We start from the raw sequence: 16592 nt of genomic DNA on the forward strand, positions 1-16592 counted from the left end.
TACTTTTATGTAATTGAGACATACTATAAAGGAGATGATACGATTGGGGCGGATTGTTATGGAGAAACCGCAATTCAACAAAGACCAAGTAATTTCTGCTTCACATGCTGTGAAACGATTTGCAGAAGTTCGCCGAAATGCAAAAAGCAAACCTCAATTCATTTCTCAAAACAACAATATTGATTCAGTAATACAAAGTTATGAGGACTACGAAAAGATGTATATGGAATTAGAGAGCTTACGTGAATTATTCTACGATCTTCAGCTATCTGAACGCATTAAAAAGGCCGATTTAAACCCACAGCACCGATTCCCTATCCGTGAGGTGATGGGATCAGACAATTATGCCGAATTCCAACAAATCGATCCGAATTCCATCTCTGATGAAGAATTGTTCGAATGAGTTATGGCTAAAGAATTTGAGATTATCTTCATAGAAGATGCAAAAAAAGATTATCTGAAATTAGACGGTTCTGAGAAAAAGTATGTAGATCTTGCTCTTGCGAAAATCAGAATACGAGCAGATGAAATTGGAGATGAACTATCTAACAAAGCCGGCTCAAATTTAGCTGGTTGCAAAAAGATTAAGTTCAGGAAGATCGGAATCCGAATTGTCTTTAGAATAGTAGGAAACCAAGCTGAAATCGCAGAAATTATTTCAATCGGGAAGCGTAGAAATGATGAGGTATATAAACACGCAGCGAAACGTTTAAGAGATATCGATATAAAGTAAAACATCAATGAAGCTATTAGACTTTGTTGATGTTTTTTATTGATCGAACATCTTATTTACTTCAAAGAGTTTCGATCGTCAGTATAATACAGAAGAACTATCCGTAAATTTTTTTGAAAAGCAAATGACACCGCTATATCCAGTTCCACGACCTTGCATCAAGCTAATCAGCATATTATTCCCCGCCCCGATTTTGATGCAGCTCGACTTCCAGATATGCATCCATGAATGTAATAGCTCATATACTTCGTCTTCATTGTTTAATCTATTTTAGATCCCCTGTTGCAACGCGAAAATAACTACAGTAATCCCTAAAAGAAATTACGTAAATCTAAAATTTCAAGAAAAGACGGCAACGAATTACTCGCAGTTTCATCCAGTACTTTGGAGAGCTCGCCTAAAATTATTCCTACGATAAATATGGAAATCGAGTTTATACATTTTCTTAATACAGGCAAATTCATTGGTTTTCGGATTTCATTTAAACATGTTCCCATGTACTTCCCGAAAATGTAAGTATTTTTTATTCTAGAAAAGCATCCGTTAAAGGAATCCACCTTAGCGAGCACTGTAAAACTCATTTCCGGGGAATAACGACCTCTTCCTTTTCATTTATGACAAGGGTCCACACAGCACACATACACATCAAAATCCCAAAAGTAGTAATAAAGACAACAGGAGATATGATTTTAACGAAGCTGAAACCTATCATCGCACAACCAACAATCAAATAATGATGAATCGCATGTAAATGGTAGGTATCTTGCTCAGCATGCCAAGCACGAAAGTACCCTTGTAAGAGTCCAAGAATAACCTGCAATAAAAGTACCACATAGGGGAGAATGTCAGACGAATACTTTATACCGCCTATACTTACATACACGATCCCCATACCCGCGTAAATGATTGCGATATAAGAACGATCCTTATTCTTTCTCGTCTGCGCGATTCGATATCCACAAGCAGCTGCAAAAGAAAATGCAGCAAAGAACCAGGCAAATAAAGTAAATGTCAAAGAGACCTCTTTCAGCCAAATTATATAATATGGAAAAATAACCACCTGACCGACTGTAACGATAAGCGGTAAATAGCGCGTACTCTTATGATTCATGCTGCGCTCCCTCATTTTACATAATAGTCGTAAAACATATTCTGGAAAACGTTATGTGGATCTCTACGTAATTTTTCATCTGCAAATGTATTCCACTGAGGATAAGAACGCCTGAACTGTTCTTTCGTCTGATAACGATAGTAAGGTAAATAATACGTTCCTCCATGCTCTAATGTTAGATTGGTCCAGTTTTGGATGAGAGACGTCGCTTCCGATATCTGCTCCTCTTTTAACCCATGTTGCATTAAAACAACCAAGCCAAACATATCCTCTTTGGCATAGTTGAGTGTTGTAAACTGATCTTTGGCAGCGTATCTAATGGTGATATTATGGATTTTAAAGTCATCATGTTTATCATTGACTGGAATTACATTCTTCAAATCCTTCATATAGGCCTCAAAACCATGAACGGGAACAAAGAATTCCTGCAATACTTCCACCCGACCGGGCTTCGTATATTCCATAAACGTAGATTCCGAACGCATCGCATTATTTCGGGTAATCTCTTTCCCATTGAGGGAAGCAATGTAGCGCTTTTGTGTTCCCCAAAAAAGATTTTCTAAAGCGCCGCCATGCCGTCCAATATCAAGTGCTAACTTAGTTAATCGAACGCTTTGTTCTTTTTTTAACCCAGTAGTAAAATCTTGTTTTTCTGTATGATTATAATTAATGACATACATTTCATCTAAAAAGGAGTTCGGTGCTACACTCACTCTCGCATAGTGCATGGCCGTATGTTGATCATTTAATAACCGGTCAAAATAGGAGGCATACGCACTCATTTTCAATTTCTCTGTTTGGATCGTATATAGCTGGTTTTCCGTTAATTCTACTGTCACATCTACTATCACGCCAAACAATCCATAGCCACCAAATATGTACTTCATCCATTCATCTGGATCCTCTCGGGTCACGGTCTTGATTTCACCTTCAGGGGTAATGATCGTCATTGCCTTTACCGTTTCTGCCATTGAACCAAAGCGGATATCCCGACCATGTGCATTGACAGATAGAGAACCACCTATTGTAAAAATCGATTGAGATTGCGTCACTTTCAAGGCCAATCCAATAGGTTGTATGGCCTCTTGCACATCTTCCCAAGTTGCTCCTGCTTCTACACGAACTGTTTTTTGCCGTTCATCTATTTCCAGTATACGATTGAATGTCCGCATATCCAGGACCACTCCGTTTTTGTAATACGTATGGCCACCTTGTGAATGCTGCAATCCAGCAATAGCAATTTGTTGTCCATCCTCATTTGCTTGTTTTACAATTCTTTGCAAATCACTGCGATTTTCCGCTCGAACCACTCTTTCAATGCGCTCAGGAAGTAATCCGGTGTAATCTGTTACTAAACCACTCTGAGAAAGTCCATATTTCCTTTTCTCAATCGGAATGTTCCATAAGATAACAGATACAAAAATAACCACTAGACTTCCTAGGAACCACGGCTTCTTTACTAAATGTGCTATCGTTTGCATGTGATCTCCTTATCTAGTATGTATTTAACCTATAGAATATTGAATTTCATTTTTTCACAATAGCACCTATTAGAACATATGTGATTACTTATGAAGCAATCGCCGCGTTAGCTTAAATCTATCCATTTACAAGTCATCATTATATAATTTATTCGTTGAATCCGTTACAAATTGAAACCACTCTTCTTCTGACAAATCATCATAAGCAAATCCCATTACAGACGAATCACCGTACTTGATTACATCTAATACCTGATCGAGCAATCCCGTTCCAGCTCGCCAATCACGTAATCTTATATCCTTACAATTAAATGTTTCTTTGCAATTTCCACAACGAATATAGACTATATTGTTCTCATCTATTTTATCATTGTCGAAAAAGCATAAATTACCGCTTGTAGCATTGCAGGTAGGGCAAACAGCTTCAAGATGTTTTCTATACAGGTTTTCGAAATATGACCATCTTTTAGTAGCTAATTCTAATGAACATCTACAAACCTTTGCATACTCTTTAGGATTCAATAAAATCATCCATTTCATTCCTCCTTAAATGGATAATAAATATACGCTTCATTCAACTGTATTGTAACTTTTTATCATCAAACACTATGTCTATGCTTACTATAAGTAGTTCAGTTAAGAATTCTGCTACGCCTGATAAAACGACTGTTGTCATGGATGCATTGACAATATGTATCACAATCCAGCTTAAGATGAATTTAATTAAAGCTATCCAAATCCATTTTTCTTTACTGTGTGCTTTTGATCTCGCTATAAAAAATAAAGTGACCTGCTCTATTATTTCAAAGAACATGCCAACCAAAAAACAGAAGAAGATGAACCACAGTAAAGATCCAATTGATTCATACGAAACACCAAGTAAAGAGATAAAGCTTGCTAGACCAAAAACTATACCGCCAAAGACAATGACAATCGACATAGCTACCAACAGAGTCATTGCTATACCAATCATAATCTTATCTCTCCACTGCAAGACCGATCACCTTTATCTATCTTCCTTAGTCAAAACTTTACATATAAGAATCAATTTATTATCGGACCCCATTTGTGCGTGACCTTCCCCGTTAATTTCATCCATTTGTTAATTCTCTACACTCAAAGGAATATTTGCTTGTGAGATTACTATGTATTTCTAATGTTTCTTCCCCGCCGTTTTCCTGACATTGTGAAATTAATGACCTGATTTCCTTAGTATTAAAATAACTGGTACTCGCGATTAAAAATGATACAACTAGCAAAAGTGTCATGATAATCATTAAAATACCTGTAGCATAATTACTTTTGGAGTAATTCATTTTCTACCTCACCACTCTCTTTTATTTCTTATTCTTGCCCTTTAAAAAATACAGTTGTTTCCTTACATCGCTCTAAATTAAGATTGACAATGTCAGTTATTAGTGTCGTCAGTATTGCTAAAGTCGCTGCAATAATAAAAAAGATCATAGCCCTTTAAAATGTATGGGTGTTCATTATCTTAAAGATTTACGCCACCCCATTTAACTTGTTGAACATTCTGATAATAAAGGCAATATATTTCTTTATGCCGCGATAAATTTCACCATACTACTGAATAGATCACGTATCTTTAAGTAAGAGTCGCACGCAGTTGCTTTTATAAAGCTACTTGAAATAAGGATCGTTATGAAAAATATTCCAACCATAAATAGAATCCAAGTAAGCATACAAAAGTTAAGGTAAGCGAGAGTAGAGATACCTGAAAGTCTTTTCTGTTATCCGAAAATTTCCATTCCATATATGTTTGAACACCGATTCGCGTTAACACGAAAAGCCCAGATAGTATATATGGTATAAAGAGCTGACTAGTAAAAAGAAGTACACTAGTTATGATAGAGATCACGAAAACTATACATAATATCCAATCGATTTTTTTATGTAATGTATTTATTTGTTGATTTGAAAACCATTTATTTTTACTTGCACCTATTCTATAACGAAAAATAGCTGGAATAACACCAACCAGTAAAATAACAACTGACAGGATGATGATCATTTCTATCCAAAACCCATCTGGTATTCCAAGGTACCCCATTTAACGCAACCCCTTTATACTCGTCTTCTTCTTTCAATAAGTTCACCCATATCATCTGGCTGGTTTTATTGATTAGAAGCAGATCCCTTTTCCAAAATTACACCTGTTCGCGAGTTGTTTTATGTTTATTCATCAAAGTCGCTATTCTTATTTTTGTTTTTCCTCCATGTTAGGAAGACTGATAATTCTCCTATAATTAATCCTATTGATGTTAATATTATTCCAGTTTTATAGTCTGGGTTTTCAATTACAAGTCCGCCAATACCAAATCCTATTAGAACCCAAAAAATTATAAAGAGGTAACTCTTCACTCTCCCCTTAAAGTACTCCATCATAACAACTACCTTCCATCGTTCAGTTTTCAGTGGATTTGAAACACAAACATTCGGCTAGAAAGGAAACTCATGATCGAAGATACCTTGCTACATTTCCCCTCTTTCAATCCAATAGCAAATACAGATATCAAAAATAACGCCAGTAACAAAATAATCCACCCGATTGTGGACAGTCACTATTTCAATGGTATCTTCATTTTCCCATAATATAGATATTTCTGGTCTTCACTGATTGTATAGTTATTCTTATCAAACGAGTCGACTGTCTCATAATCATCCTTTTTGGAAAACCTTTGACTTTCACTGGTCACACGTTTATAAAGTAAAGGGTAATGCTCCTTATATACTGCAATATATAATACCCCTTCTCCCAGATGCCCTTGATGACTAACCTGGTGGACAGCGTAGTTATCAGTCAAAGAAGGATCCTCTATTGGTGTAAGACTTTGTGAAACAATCAGCATAGGAAACCACATAAAAACGGAATATATAAATAGTAAAAATGCTGCAAATGAGATGACCACACGTTTAAGGCCATCAAAATATATAAAAGCTACAGTAAAACAGATGGCACTCATTAAAATATCCATTGATGGCGCCAAATTCAATAAGTTGATTTCATATGTTTTTGAAAAGATCATGAAATCGAAACCCTTTACTAAAACAATCGATACCACTCGCAGAACTAGATAAATGGCTGATAAAATCATTAAGACCCTGTATATATAATTTTTAAGCGTAATTAAATATGTCTTCAAAATATCCCTCTTACCTGCCATAAAGCTAATCTTTTTGCTCTTTTTTCCCGACACCATATCCTATAGAAACGCCAAACAGTAGTATAAGCAATAAATCCCCGTCGAAGTTATTTGTAATGATACTAATTACTGACCAACCAAATAAGATTCCTGCAATTAACAACATTATATTTTTAGACATATTTAATACTCCCTCATTTTGGAATATGGCGAATGTATCACTGAACAATAATACAAAATAACCCGATTGTGGAAAATCCTTATTTAGTTATCGCATCCATTAATTGAATAGTATTTATACAAATTTTCACTTGTTAAATTCGGCTTTCAGAAGGTAAACCACGTCGTATTTTTCTAACTCTTTCATATTCCCTTCAAAGTCTTCATAAAAATCAGTAGAAAGACTACTCATAGTTTCACCACTTGAATAAGCGATATTGGCTAGCAAAAGCTCACCTTCAATAGAATGATTCTTGCCTTCAAGGTTGTTCCAAACGCTTGCCATAGCATCTAAATCATCTGAAGTTGTCTCGGAGTTATTTATAGAACTCATACCCCCATTACCGCTAATTCCAATATTGAATGTCTGCTTCTTTCCACTATCATATGGATTAGTAGTCGCAAAGATAATAGAGCCTTTTTCCTCTACATCTGTTATTAATGAGCTTATTGCATCATTAACCAACTTACCTGATTCGTATTTTTCAACCCATACTGATACTTCTTTATAATCACTGTCAACATTGAAGTCGAAAACAAATGATTTGTTTGAAGTAGTCGAAAGTATTGCATTCTCTCTCTCTGTTAATTCAACAGCAGATATTGTATTTGATTTTGAATTATTATTAGCACAAGCACCTAAAACAAATACCAACAGTGCTACTAGTGCAAATAACTTTTTCATATTATTCCTCCCTTTAACCATCTACCCTCATTCAATTTAATGGCCCGTTAATTCAACAAAATCACTGATTAATATTATGCAATTCAAATGACTCTTCCAAGTCATCCCATTTCACATGTACTTTTATCACTTCATCTTGCTCTACTTTTGCTCCACCTTTAGAACCGCCTGAAGACGAAAATGTTCTTGATGACGGAGGTGCCGTAAACTCTTCAGTACCACTCCCTTGACCACTGTTGGTTTCATAGGAGTATTCAATTTTTTGTAATGAAGACAACTCTTTTAAAGGGCCTTTGTATGTTAATACAAACCTAAAGTGATCTTCGTTCGAAATGGCTTTTTGCCCGTCTTTCTCTTCCCACTTTTCTGTTCCATTATAGGTATACTCAGCTTCCCAATGCTCACTTTCCCCAATAAATACATAATCATTATTGTTAGTTTCTGAACAAGCTGTTAAAAATATTACTGCAAAGAATAAAGTTATTATTTTCTTCAAATTAACTCTCCCCCAAGTAAATATCGAGTTAAGATGTTACCATATATTAACTATTCTAACACACTTCTAAAAATACCTCTTTTTCCACTAAATAGCCAAATCACCGAAAACGGGGTGGATTCCTCCTTTATAATCGTCCCCGTTTGCAGTAGACAGAGATTGTTTTTATACTGCGAATTTATTCTCCCCCATTGGAATTTGGTTCAACATGAACATGAACATCATATACTCCATCTTTTTCTTTCAATGTATTTTCGACTAAGGTGGAAATATCATGAGCTTCTTCAAGACTTAGATTCGGTTGTACTAAAATTACAATATCGACCACTGCATTATTTCCATAATTCCTCCCCTTAATTTCTTTGATCTCTTGTACTTCATTGATTAATTGAATCGTATTTTTATAAACTTCAATTTGATTCTCATCAAAACCGTCACTTAAATCATGGGAGGCTTCTCTAAAAATATCCCAAGCCGTTTTACAAATAAGAGATCCTACTATTAGTGCAGTTAAGGTATCAAGCCATGGCATATTTAACTGGGATCCGAATATTCCTATCGCAGTTCCTATACTGACCCATGCGTCTGAAATGTTGTCTTTGGCAGCAGCCATAACAGCTTGACTGTTTATTTTCAAAGCTAATTTTTTATTGTATCGATAAACAAAATACATGACCAAAAAGGAAAAGATACCAACATATCCTGCCATTATATCTGGCGATTCCTTTCCTCCATCCGCAAAGGAGATGATTGTGCTAAATAAGACTTGTATACCTACCGCCATCATAATAAAAGAAGCAACCATTGATGCGATGGTTTCACTTTTCCAATGACCATATTTATGGTTTTTATCTGCTGGTTTCCTCGATAATCTTAGCCCGATAAGAACAGTGATCGATGCAACAATATCAGTTGTATTATTTAATCCATCTGCTTTCAATGCTTCAGAGCCGCTTAAATATCCTATAATTAATTTTAAAATGGATAAACATATATAAGCGACTATACTTAAATAAGCACCTTTTTCACCTAATTTTAGATCATTATACTTTTGTTCATCCAACAATACACAACTCCTTATCAAATAAATTTACTAAATATTTTCAAGAAAATATAAACTTGCCTTAAGGCAACAAAAACCCCTGACTAGATTCAGTCAAGGGTTTTTGTTTTTGAAAAAATATATTGTTGAGATAAAATTCTCCATTCGAATCACTCGCAATATTGTTTTTTAAATTATATCACTAACGTGACCATATAACGAGAAATGCTATATTTTATTTATTTAATACGGTTCCATCTTCAACTATATGGCCCGATTACTGAAATGAGTGCAAATCCTTCTTCAAGAGTCGCACTCATTTGCATATAGCCCTTTTTAATTATCTAAATCATCATCCATAAAAGACTTTTTATATACTACAGGCTCGGTTGTTCTTTCTATTGACTGTCCCACTACAGACTTGTTAATTCCTTCTTTGACTGCTTTATAGATCACTAGATAAAGAATGAATAGTCCTATAATCCAAAGAATAATCATCCCAAAAACCTGACTGGCCAATACCTTTCACTCCATTCTTTATACAAAGCTTCCCCGCTGCTAGTAAAGTGTGTATTCAACAACTGCTTCCATCTGCTGGGCCTTGAACTTATAATTCTTGAATCATTTCTACTCTGTTTCCAAACGGATCCCTAAATTCAAATCGGTCATAACCTGGAATTGGTACGCCTTCAATGATTTGAATAGCATGTTGTTCTAACACGCCTTTCCAATGTAAGAGATCCTCTACCAGATAAGCTACATGCGCTTTTGTTGTTAAGCGGTTAAAACCGTCTTCTGTGCCTACGTGAACTTCTCGATCGCCGACTTTCAACCAAAATCCCCCACGACCAGTAAGTGAGTCCGGCTTTTCTACTTCTTTCAATCCCAATACATCACAATAAAAATGCTTACCTTCCGCTTCTGCATTTTTCGGAATTGTGATCTGGGCATGATGCAATCCAAGAATCATTTACCTCTCCCCCTATGTATTGATACCTTTACCTATCCAACAATCTTGGCCGCATTGTTGAACGGGTGCAAATCCTTATCCCAGAATCACACCCGTTTACCAAATTCCAATATATAGACTATCCGCCAAATCCAAACAAAACCATAAGTAACAGTGGTAAAACTAACCTAATAACAAGGAGAATTATTACTAAAAATCCAATGTATTTGAGAATGCCCTTCTCCTTTGCCTTGAATGCCCAAATGCCCGAAATAAAGCCGCCTATCATAAGTGCAATTCCACAGAAAAAAAGAGTCCCAATAAATATTTTCTCTGGAAATGATGGATTTTCAGATATAGAATAGCTGACCGCAAACGCAATAACGCCTACGATACTTAAAGCAATTGACCATCTACTCTTCTTCTGTGAAACCAATACTTTCACCCCTCACTCAATTGACTCAAGTTTATATGACGTTAAATGGCCCATTTGATGCGCAAGCGTTGTTCAGTTAACACACCCGAATGGCTAGGAGTTCCCTAAAACTCGTCATAACTATTCCCATCCGTATCCTGAACGAAAAGCTCACCCTTTATAGCACTTATGCCAACCATAATGTACGGATTATCTTCATCATTTTTATTTTCTATCTCTTTTAATATTGCTTTTGTATTTCCTGAATCTACTTTCACATCATCTAGTTCCAATGATCTCTCTGCATCTCCAGTTGATACGACCACCATTTTTCTACCTTCTGATATTGTAAATACTTTAAATCCTCTTTTATCAGGGTTATCCTGAAGACTAGTCACAAAGTTTTCAATTTCAGGATCTTCATTCAATCTATCCTTTTCCAACACCCAATAGTTGTCGGGCGTATATCCCCCACAAGCAACCAAAACCAAAGTTGTGACGGAAAACATTAAAACAAGGAATGTTTTCTTCAATATTTTCTCCTTTCTTGTTGAATCTTATTTAAACTAAATAGCCAGATTACTAGATCGTTTACTCCCCTAAATCAGATAACCATTTACGGAGTTTTGCTTTAGGGTAATATAGTTTATTATTTATAACTACGCGTGGTATGTCTGGATATTCTTGAATCAAGTGCTTCGCATCTTCTTTGGAAATCCCCATGAAGTAATGAACATTATTTTCCCTTATCAATTCGTGTTCATCATCATCGCTAAAAATCTCACTGAGACTATCTTTAGCATCCGGATTTTTAAAATTTTTAAGCCCATTGCCTATAAAGTATCCAGCTGCAGCAATTCCTAATGCAATCCAAAATAAATCAAATTCCATATTGTTATCCCCCATTTTTCCAACATACTGTATGTAATTAAGTGGCCCTTATATAGGTCAAACGCAATTCCTTGCTATAGAATCACACTTGATTTTAAAATAACCTCTGATTATATAAGGGTTTCCAAGCCACATCTGTTTTCTGCTACACAAATGCGATAAAATTCTTTTGTGCTTATCGTAACGACGGCTCAATAGCTCCGCAAGTATAGTCTGGATGATCAAATTGAACGTTATCGCCTTCCCATGAACAACAGCAATCCACCTACTATTTGCTTCTGAATCACTACTTGCGTTGGCGAAGCCTTATTTACATGTAACTAAGTGGTCCATTTCAGGAACTGTTCACCTTAAAAACTACTAGTGCTTCCTTCACAATTAATCTACAACTACTTCAATTAAATCAGTATGAATACTAATAAAATATGCTTCTACTAAATTGTCTAACTTCTGATTAAGCTTGTAATATTCATCATCAGCTTTTTCAATAACACTATAAAATTCATCTTCTTTATTCTCGCCATTTTCCAAGACAACGTGCAACCTCCACATTTCTTGACCATACTTTCTCTCAATCATTGCATAGTCTTGGGCACCAATTTTCTCAAGTATAGCTATTAATTCTTTCAAATAACTTTCTATTCCTATTTCTTCGATATACGATCCAAACCAGTTGAGTAAGCTTTCATGTCCTCCGCTCTCAAGCTCAGAATAATATTGAAACACCATACATGCTTCATTGACGACAGTATCTTTGGATGGTAAATCACATTCACTTACTACTGATACAACTGCATTCCATATATCGTCCTTGTTCAATAAATCTTCTCTGTTCATTTTAATTCTCATAATTCCCTCCCTCAACTCTTCTCATACTATTCATTTGTACAGTATGAATAGTGTGAGAAGTATTTCCGTTAAACGTGACCACAATGAAATTTAGCACCAGCACGATGTAGATGCCAAGTATGACTTTCCAATATTTTTTTCAAATCAAAACACACCGTAGTCTAAAATACTAAATCTCATCCGATTGATGGAGATTTCTTATTGAAGAATCGCAACCGACCGCTAAGACTTGATGGGCTGTTCATCTTTCACATGAATCACTTCAAAGCGTTCACAAACGAGAAGCATATCTTCTGAAAATTCATGTTCAATCGCATGTAATTCCTTTCTAAAAAACTCCTCATGTGCTTCCCACCAATATCTGTAGGTTCTATCCCCTTCACCTTCCGCAATAGCAAACTCTTCACTTACTTTATTCATTGGAGTTATCGTAACCTCTACAGTCTTAGTGATGGCTACGGGTTGATCGGCACTGTTTAAAATAATATTGTAATCTTTAGTTGTTGGGAGTGGTTCATTTTCGAGTTCGTAGAAAATGTGGCCTGAGCATGTTGCAGTTTTAATGCCGTCCACTACTAATTGTGCAAGGTAATCAGGTGCAGCCCCGAATTGCCACGCACTAACAGATTGTGGTTTCTCTTGATTTCCCCAATATTCATCCCAATATGTTTGTGTAGCTGAATTCATAATTCTAACCTCCATTAGCTTTATCTTTATTGATCTAAATGGTCCGATTGCAATATAAACAAGCCGTTATTGGCTTCTTTTCGGATTTTCATACCCTTCCTTCGAAGAATAGCCAACGAGATTCACATCACCATCTTCGACTATATACAGATAAGCGACTTCGAGTTCGTCTATGAATACCACTTCAACACCTGCCGAGGAAAAAGCAGATCGAGTAGCATATCTACTTACCCAATCGTCTTCAGGATACGTTTTTTCTAAATAGGCATTAACAATGTCTTCATGTTCGTACCACTCTTGAAGCGATGACTCTTGTTTGTACATCACATAATAAGTCTCGACGGATGCGACAACAATTGCTAGAACTAACAGGATAGTTCTAACCTTTTTCCAAAAAAGTGCGACAATGAGCAACAATATTAAAGGTGCAACTAAAATCATGAAAAGGATTACACTACTGGGACTCAAAACACGTACCTCCTAATCGTTGCTTATTTTATAAAACGCTAAGATAAATTCTCTATTGGCTAAGACTTTTAATGTAGGTAAGGCTTTATTTTTAAATAATTGTTTTAGTTTCTAACCATTTCTTGAAGTTCTGTCGTTCATTTTTATCTCTAAGAAGCTTTCTAACTTTTTTTCTAGATGAAAAGTAATCCTTAAGTTCTTTATCTTCCTCTATCAATGAGTTGATACTTGGATTACTTTCCGATAACTTCCTAAACCAATATTTTTCTTTTACCAAGCTTACATTGGATGAAAGTCTTCTTTCATTTGAAAGGAAAATATAATTAATATAAGTAAAAGTATCCTTTATCATTTCCCATATAGCCCTATCGTTTGTCTTCATTTATAGCTCCTTTAAAGAAAAGTGTATATCGAAACTAGCCAGTTATTTCATTCAACAAGCCTTACTCAATATGGTGCGATTGTGGAAAATACTATCTTGAATTACTCCAAACAAACCCAAATATAGTTAACTAAAAAAAACATTTTTTTGTTTTTCACTTTTCTTGGATTTTCGCTTTGTATAAATAACATAAGTGGCATTTCCAATTGTTGGAATTATTGCTGCTGTTAATAAACCAAGTACCCAATATATATTAAGAATATTAAAATCAAATATTAGGAACAAAATAGTTGCCACAATAAACGCTCCCCAACCTCTGATAGCCCAACGCCACGGATGTTGTCTATTATCGGAAAGCATATTAATCCCCCCGCCCGATTGCTTAAAGTTAAATTTAATTTTAGATCACTCGGGTTACATATTGAGTAGTCTTGGCAACATAGGCACCGTAAGCGTAAGTATTAATTCTTTTTCGTAATCTTCGACCGATTTTTTTCTAATTCTTCCCGGTTATTGAATCCATCAGCAACGCCTATACAATCCTCATATGCAATTCCTCTCTCTACAAATTCAATATTAAAATGGATTGTTTTATGACTATTAATTACGTATTCAGTTGGCATATAACCGATTACTTCATTGGTAGTAGAGTCAACAAGGATTTGGGGTGTTCCAGTAACAACGTTTTCTACGTCCTCAAAAGTAACGACCAAAACTTCCTGACCCTCATATTTTTTGTCTAACAGAACATAACGATTATCGGCCATAGTTTCTTCTACATCTGCACCTTGCCAACCATCTTCAGCTGTATTATTCCAACCTTTTTCATTAACAAATACCCATGCAGCAGCCCTAACATCACTATATTCGTAAACGTTATTTACTTTTTCTGAGTTCAATTTATTTGCGCAACCCATAATTAGTAAGGCTGACAACACTACTAAGAAAAAGCATATATATTTTAACTTCACTTTCCATCGCCTCCTCGCAAGGTTGAACGGCTTAAAATCATAAAGGTTACAATTATTCTGTCATATTACAGAATGGTTTTGTCCCAGTTTCTATATATTTTATCTAGTGATCATAAATTTAAAATGGATGATCTGGCCGTCACCACTAAGTTTAATTTTTACTTCATAGGTATCCAAATTTATATCAAACCAACATTGATAATCATTTATCAAAAATCACTCCAATTCATTTGTAATCAAAAACTCCTGTGTTTTGTAAAAATGCTATCTTGTTCAACTAGATGGCTCTATAGTGGCACTAACTTTCTGCCGTTAAAGGGAAAGTATAAGTTTATTATTTACTACTTTTCGTTTCTTGTTCGAGTCTGTCAATTTTCTTTTCAATTCTATTAAGTTGACTTCTTCTCTCTTTGTTAGTACGAAATAAAAACACTATGGCAACTATAATTAGCATTACAAATGCAATTAGAAGGATTTGAGCTAATGCATCTGCAATGCTAAAAACACTTTGTTTACTTTCCAAAATCATTTCAGAATTAATTTTACTCTCCCCTTGTTATTGATTTATTTCGAACGAATATTAGATTTCTTTAACTCAATTAATTTAATTGGCCCTATTACTAACAAGGGTGCAACTCCTTGTCATACAATTGCCACCGATAGCGAAATATTTACTATCCGTAAATTTACTCCGTTCATGTTATTCCTCAAAGTAATCAGATATAAAAAAAGGATTAACTCTAAGTTCCCTTAAAAAATATTTTATTGATGTATGCTTATTTAAGTAGTCACGTTTAGGAATTAACACTTCTTCTTTCAAGCGCTTGTATAATTCATTATCAATTTCGATGGTTGAATAAGCATATTTCCCACTATTTTCTTCTTCAATGCCAATTAAAAATGAAATGATATATTCATACATAATAGGAAAATCACTTTCAATTTGCTGATGACGCTCTACGAATGCCTTAATAAACTCTTCCAAATAAGATTCTTTATCTAAAAACGGGAAACTACAACCGCTATACCAATTTCCTAAATACACTGTAAATACAGCAATCGCATAGCGACGTGTTTCCTTATCTGAAGCACCAAAATAATTGTAATACGCATCCTCTTCAAAGCTTTGACCTGTATCAAAATAGCCAATTTCGATTCCCTCAAGTCCTTTTTTCACTTTTTCAATAATCTCATTTGACACGAAGATCCCCCAATCAAAAAAATGATTATCCACTGGATTTCCTAGAAAATTCACGCCGCTGTATTAGTATCTATCTCACTTTTTCTAACGTCAGAAATTGTCTTTACGGCCACAATTAAAAAGAGAGCAATAAACCCTACTTTGAATCCTATTGACCAATTCCATATGAAAGTCGAGAAAGTGACTCCAACTGTTAATGCTATATGGTATAGAACTTTATAAGATCTTTTTGAAAAAACATCTATTACAAAAAACATAATGAATAGAATCATGAATATATTTCTTAAAACTTCAAACAGAGCATCCCAATCCATCGTTTAACCTCCTTCACAAAATGGCCCGATTATGGAAAATCCTTATTCATTTATTACGCTCTTTAGCTGAAGAACTAATCTGATGCACCATAAAATTTGTAACCATCCACAATTTGAAGAAATTCTTGGTTACTCACTTCTAACCAATTATTCTCCAAAAGAGTCCCATTATTTGCATTTATTTCTGCAACAGTTTTATTTGATTCTCTCGTAATAAAGTAAATATTTACGTCCTTTACTACGTCCAAATGTTCTTTAGAATAACTCTTTATAGCTTCCAATAATGCTTTTGTTTCAACAGCTACATCAAATTCCAGATCATCATTATTCAAAGTTTCAGAATGGGGAAGCATCTTAAATTCAATGTTTAATTCTCCTACTGTAAAATCAACAACTAGAAAATCATAAAAATTTTGACTTTTATCTTTTAAATAAGCTTGTATTTTTTCTTCCTCGCGTTGGGTGCAAGCTGATAACATTAAAATGGAAGTCAATAATAATAACATGAGCAACATGTATTTTTTCATTGCTAAA

General features: G+C 34.9%; 26 protein-coding genes. 2 read left to right on the forward strand and 24 right to left on the reverse strand.

Translation table 11 applies throughout. The features are described from left to right. Positions 1-43 precede the first annotated feature (43 nt). Together CSV73_RS06540 and CSV73_RS06545 are read left to right on the forward strand one after the other, a co-directional pair. On the forward strand, positions 44-403 hold the full coding sequence (locus tag CSV73_RS06540; protein ID WP_099626938.1) for a hypothetical protein: 360 nt from the start codon (positions 44-46) through the stop codon (positions 401-403). 3 nt (positions 404-406) lie between these two features. Continuing rightward, positions 407-733, forward strand: a complete 327-nt coding sequence (locus tag CSV73_RS06545) for a type II toxin-antitoxin system RelE family toxin (protein ID WP_099626939.1) — start codon at positions 407-409, stop codon at positions 731-733. 577 nt (positions 734-1310) lie between these two features. Here the strand turns inward: CSV73_RS06545 and CSV73_RS06555 are convergent. From CSV73_RS06555 to CSV73_RS06680, 24 genes are all read right to left on the reverse strand, one after another. Continuing rightward, complete coding sequence (locus CSV73_RS06555; protein WP_099626941.1) at positions 1311-1844, reverse strand: hypothetical protein; 534 nt, start codon at positions 1842-1844, stop codon at positions 1311-1313. Positions 1845-1855: 11 nt separating this feature from the next. Further along, a complete protein-coding gene (locus CSV73_RS06560; RefSeq protein ID WP_233202844.1) occupies positions 1856-3325 on the reverse strand; it encodes an FAD-binding oxidoreductase in 1470 nt (489 codons plus the stop codon). A 126-nt stretch (positions 3326-3451) separates the two neighbouring features. After that, the gene (locus tag CSV73_RS06565; protein WP_143560932.1) at positions 3452-3865 is read right to left on the reverse strand and encodes a hypothetical protein; all 414 of its coding nucleotides are present in this window, start codon (positions 3863-3865) and stop codon (positions 3452-3454) included. Between the two features lie 34 nt (positions 3866-3899). Next, entirely contained in the window at positions 3900-4298 is a 399-nt protein-coding gene (locus CSV73_RS06570; protein ID WP_099626943.1) for a YrvL family regulatory protein, read from the reverse strand. A 687-nt stretch (positions 4299-4985) separates the two neighbouring features. Beyond that, positions 4986-5396: a DUF4181 domain-containing protein gene (locus CSV73_RS16935; protein ID WP_099626944.1), complete on the reverse strand. Its 411-nt coding sequence runs from the start codon at positions 5394-5396 to the stop codon at positions 4986-4988. Between the two features lie 125 nt (positions 5397-5521). Next, positions 5522-5731 (reverse strand): hypothetical protein, encoded by a 210-nt coding sequence (locus tag CSV73_RS06580; RefSeq protein ID WP_099626945.1) that lies wholly within the window; start codon positions 5729-5731, stop codon positions 5522-5524. Positions 5732-5907: 176 nt separating this feature from the next. After that, positions 5908-6489, reverse strand: coding sequence for a hypothetical protein (locus CSV73_RS06585; protein ID WP_099626946.1), 582 nt, complete (start codon positions 6487-6489; stop codon positions 5908-5910). Positions 6490-6514: 25 nt separating this feature from the next. Then, positions 6515-6670, reverse strand: a complete 156-nt coding sequence (locus CSV73_RS06590) for a tRNA U-34 5-methylaminomethyl-2-thiouridine biosynthesis protein (protein ID WP_099626947.1) — start codon at positions 6668-6670, stop codon at positions 6515-6517. A gap of 126 nt (positions 6671-6796) precedes the next feature. Further along, on the reverse strand, positions 6797-7393 hold the full coding sequence (locus CSV73_RS06595) for a hypothetical protein (RefSeq protein ID WP_099626948.1): 597 nt from the start codon (positions 7391-7393) through the stop codon (positions 6797-6799). Positions 7394-7454: 61 nt separating this feature from the next. After that, complete coding sequence (locus CSV73_RS06600; protein WP_233202845.1) at positions 7455-7889, reverse strand: membrane lipoprotein lipid attachment site-containing protein; 435 nt, start codon at positions 7887-7889, stop codon at positions 7455-7457. Positions 7890-8067: 178 nt separating this feature from the next. After that, entirely contained in the window at positions 8068-8952 is an 885-nt protein-coding gene (locus tag CSV73_RS06605) for a cation diffusion facilitator family transporter (RefSeq protein ID WP_099627032.1), read from the reverse strand. 586 nt (positions 8953-9538) lie between these two features. After that, entirely contained in the window at positions 9539-9901 is a 363-nt protein-coding gene (locus CSV73_RS06615; protein ID WP_099626950.1) for a VOC family protein, read from the reverse strand. Positions 9902-10019: 118 nt separating this feature from the next. Next, a complete protein-coding gene (locus CSV73_RS06620) occupies positions 10020-10316 on the reverse strand; it encodes a hypothetical protein (protein WP_099626951.1) in 297 nt (98 codons plus the stop codon). Between the two features lie 104 nt (positions 10317-10420). After that, complete coding sequence (locus CSV73_RS06625) at positions 10421-10828, reverse strand: lipoprotein (protein WP_099626952.1); 408 nt, start codon at positions 10826-10828, stop codon at positions 10421-10423. Positions 10829-10886: 58 nt separating this feature from the next. After that, a complete protein-coding gene (locus tag CSV73_RS06630) occupies positions 10887-11186 on the reverse strand; it encodes a DNA-binding protein (protein ID WP_085132567.1) in 300 nt (99 codons plus the stop codon). A gap of 378 nt (positions 11187-11564) precedes the next feature. Then, positions 11565-12035, reverse strand: a complete 471-nt coding sequence (locus CSV73_RS06635; protein ID WP_099626953.1) for a DMP19 family protein — start codon at positions 12033-12035, stop codon at positions 11565-11567. 222 nt (positions 12036-12257) lie between these two features. After that, on the reverse strand, positions 12258-12722 hold the full coding sequence (locus CSV73_RS06640) for an ASCH domain-containing protein (protein ID WP_099626954.1): 465 nt from the start codon (positions 12720-12722) through the stop codon (positions 12258-12260). A gap of 66 nt (positions 12723-12788) precedes the next feature. Further along, positions 12789-13190 (reverse strand): DUF3139 domain-containing protein, encoded by a 402-nt coding sequence (locus CSV73_RS06645; RefSeq protein ID WP_099626955.1) that lies wholly within the window; start codon positions 13188-13190, stop codon positions 12789-12791. A 91-nt stretch (positions 13191-13281) separates the two neighbouring features. Then, on the reverse strand, positions 13282-13572 hold the full coding sequence (locus CSV73_RS06650; RefSeq protein WP_099626956.1) for a hypothetical protein: 291 nt from the start codon (positions 13570-13572) through the stop codon (positions 13282-13284). 126 nt (positions 13573-13698) lie between these two features. After that, complete coding sequence (locus tag CSV73_RS06655; RefSeq protein ID WP_099626957.1) at positions 13699-13932, reverse strand: hypothetical protein; 234 nt, start codon at positions 13930-13932, stop codon at positions 13699-13701. Positions 13933-14033: 101 nt separating this feature from the next. Continuing rightward, positions 14034-14543: a hypothetical protein gene (locus CSV73_RS16565; RefSeq protein WP_199092978.1), complete on the reverse strand. Its 510-nt coding sequence runs from the start codon at positions 14541-14543 to the stop codon at positions 14034-14036. A 700-nt stretch (positions 14544-15243) separates the two neighbouring features. Then, positions 15244-15744, reverse strand: coding sequence for a hypothetical protein (locus tag CSV73_RS06670; RefSeq protein ID WP_099626959.1), 501 nt, complete (start codon positions 15742-15744; stop codon positions 15244-15246). 50 nt (positions 15745-15794) lie between these two features. Further along, entirely contained in the window at positions 15795-16058 is a 264-nt protein-coding gene (locus tag CSV73_RS06675) for a hypothetical protein (protein WP_099626960.1), read from the reverse strand. 74 nt (positions 16059-16132) lie between these two features. Beyond that, complete coding sequence (locus tag CSV73_RS06680; RefSeq protein WP_099626961.1) at positions 16133-16585, reverse strand: hypothetical protein; 453 nt, start codon at positions 16583-16585, stop codon at positions 16133-16135. Positions 16586-16592 lie beyond the last annotated feature (7 nt).

This window comes from Sporosarcina sp. P1, assembly GCF_002743155.1.
Classification (GTDB): Bacteria; Bacillota; Bacilli; order Bacillales_A; family Planococcaceae; genus Sporosarcina; species Sporosarcina ureae_B.

Bases quoted from the DNA above. Each gene is read 5' to 3' on its own strand.
- CSV73_RS06635 (WP_099626953.1), bottom strand. From the start codon at position 12,035: ATGAGAATTAAAATGAACAGAGAAGATTTATTGAACAAGGACGATATA.
- CSV73_RS06565 (WP_143560932.1), bottom strand. From the start codon at position 3,865: ATGAAATGGATGATTTTATTGAATCCTAAAGAGTATGCAAAGGTTTGT.
- CSV73_RS06560 (WP_233202844.1), bottom strand. From the start codon at position 3,325: ATGCAAACGATAGCACATTTAGTAAAGAAGCCGTGGTTCCTAGGAAGT.
- CSV73_RS06675 (WP_099626960.1), bottom strand. From the start codon at position 16,058: ATGGATTGGGATGCTCTGTTTGAAGTTTTAAGAAATATATTCATGATT.
- CSV73_RS06630 (WP_085132567.1), bottom strand. From the start codon at position 11,186: ATGGAATTTGATTTATTTTGGATTGCATTAGGAATTGCTGCAGCTGGA.
- CSV73_RS06655 (WP_099626957.1), bottom strand. From the start codon at position 13,932: ATGCTTTCCGATAATAGACAACATCCGTGGCGTTGGGCTATCAGAGGT.
- CSV73_RS06590 (WP_099626947.1), bottom strand. From the start codon at position 6,670: ATGTCTAAAAATATAATGTTGTTAATTGCAGGAATCTTATTTGGTTGG.
- CSV73_RS06545 (WP_099626939.1), top strand. From the start codon at position 407: ATGGCTAAAGAATTTGAGATTATCTTCATAGAAGATGCAAAAAAAGAT.
- CSV73_RS06640 (WP_099626954.1), bottom strand. From the start codon at position 12,722: ATGAATTCAGCTACACAAACATATTGGGATGAATATTGGGGAAATCAA.
- CSV73_RS06650 (WP_099626956.1), bottom strand. From the start codon at position 13,572: ATGAAGACAAACGATAGGGCTATATGGGAAATGATAAAGGATACTTTT.
- CSV73_RS06570 (WP_099626943.1), bottom strand. From the start codon at position 4,298: ATGATTGGTATAGCAATGACTCTGTTGGTAGCTATGTCGATTGTCATT.
- CSV73_RS06555 (WP_099626941.1), bottom strand. From the start codon at position 1,844: ATGAATCATAAGAGTACGCGCTATTTACCGCTTATCGTTACAGTCGGT.
- CSV73_RS16935 (WP_099626944.1), bottom strand. From the start codon at position 5,396: ATGGGGTACCTTGGAATACCAGATGGGTTTTGGATAGAAATGATCATC.
- CSV73_RS06595 (WP_099626948.1), bottom strand. From the start codon at position 7,393: ATGAAAAAGTTATTTGCACTAGTAGCACTGTTGGTATTTGTTTTAGGT.
- CSV73_RS06680 (WP_099626961.1), bottom strand. From the start codon at position 16,585: ATGAAAAAATACATGTTGCTCATGTTATTATTATTGACTTCCATTTTA.
- CSV73_RS06580 (WP_099626945.1), bottom strand. From the start codon at position 5,731: ATGATGGAGTACTTTAAGGGGAGAGTGAAGAGTTACCTCTTTATAATT.
- CSV73_RS06615 (WP_099626950.1), bottom strand. From the start codon at position 9,901: ATGATTCTTGGATTGCATCATGCCCAGATCACAATTCCGAAAAATGCA.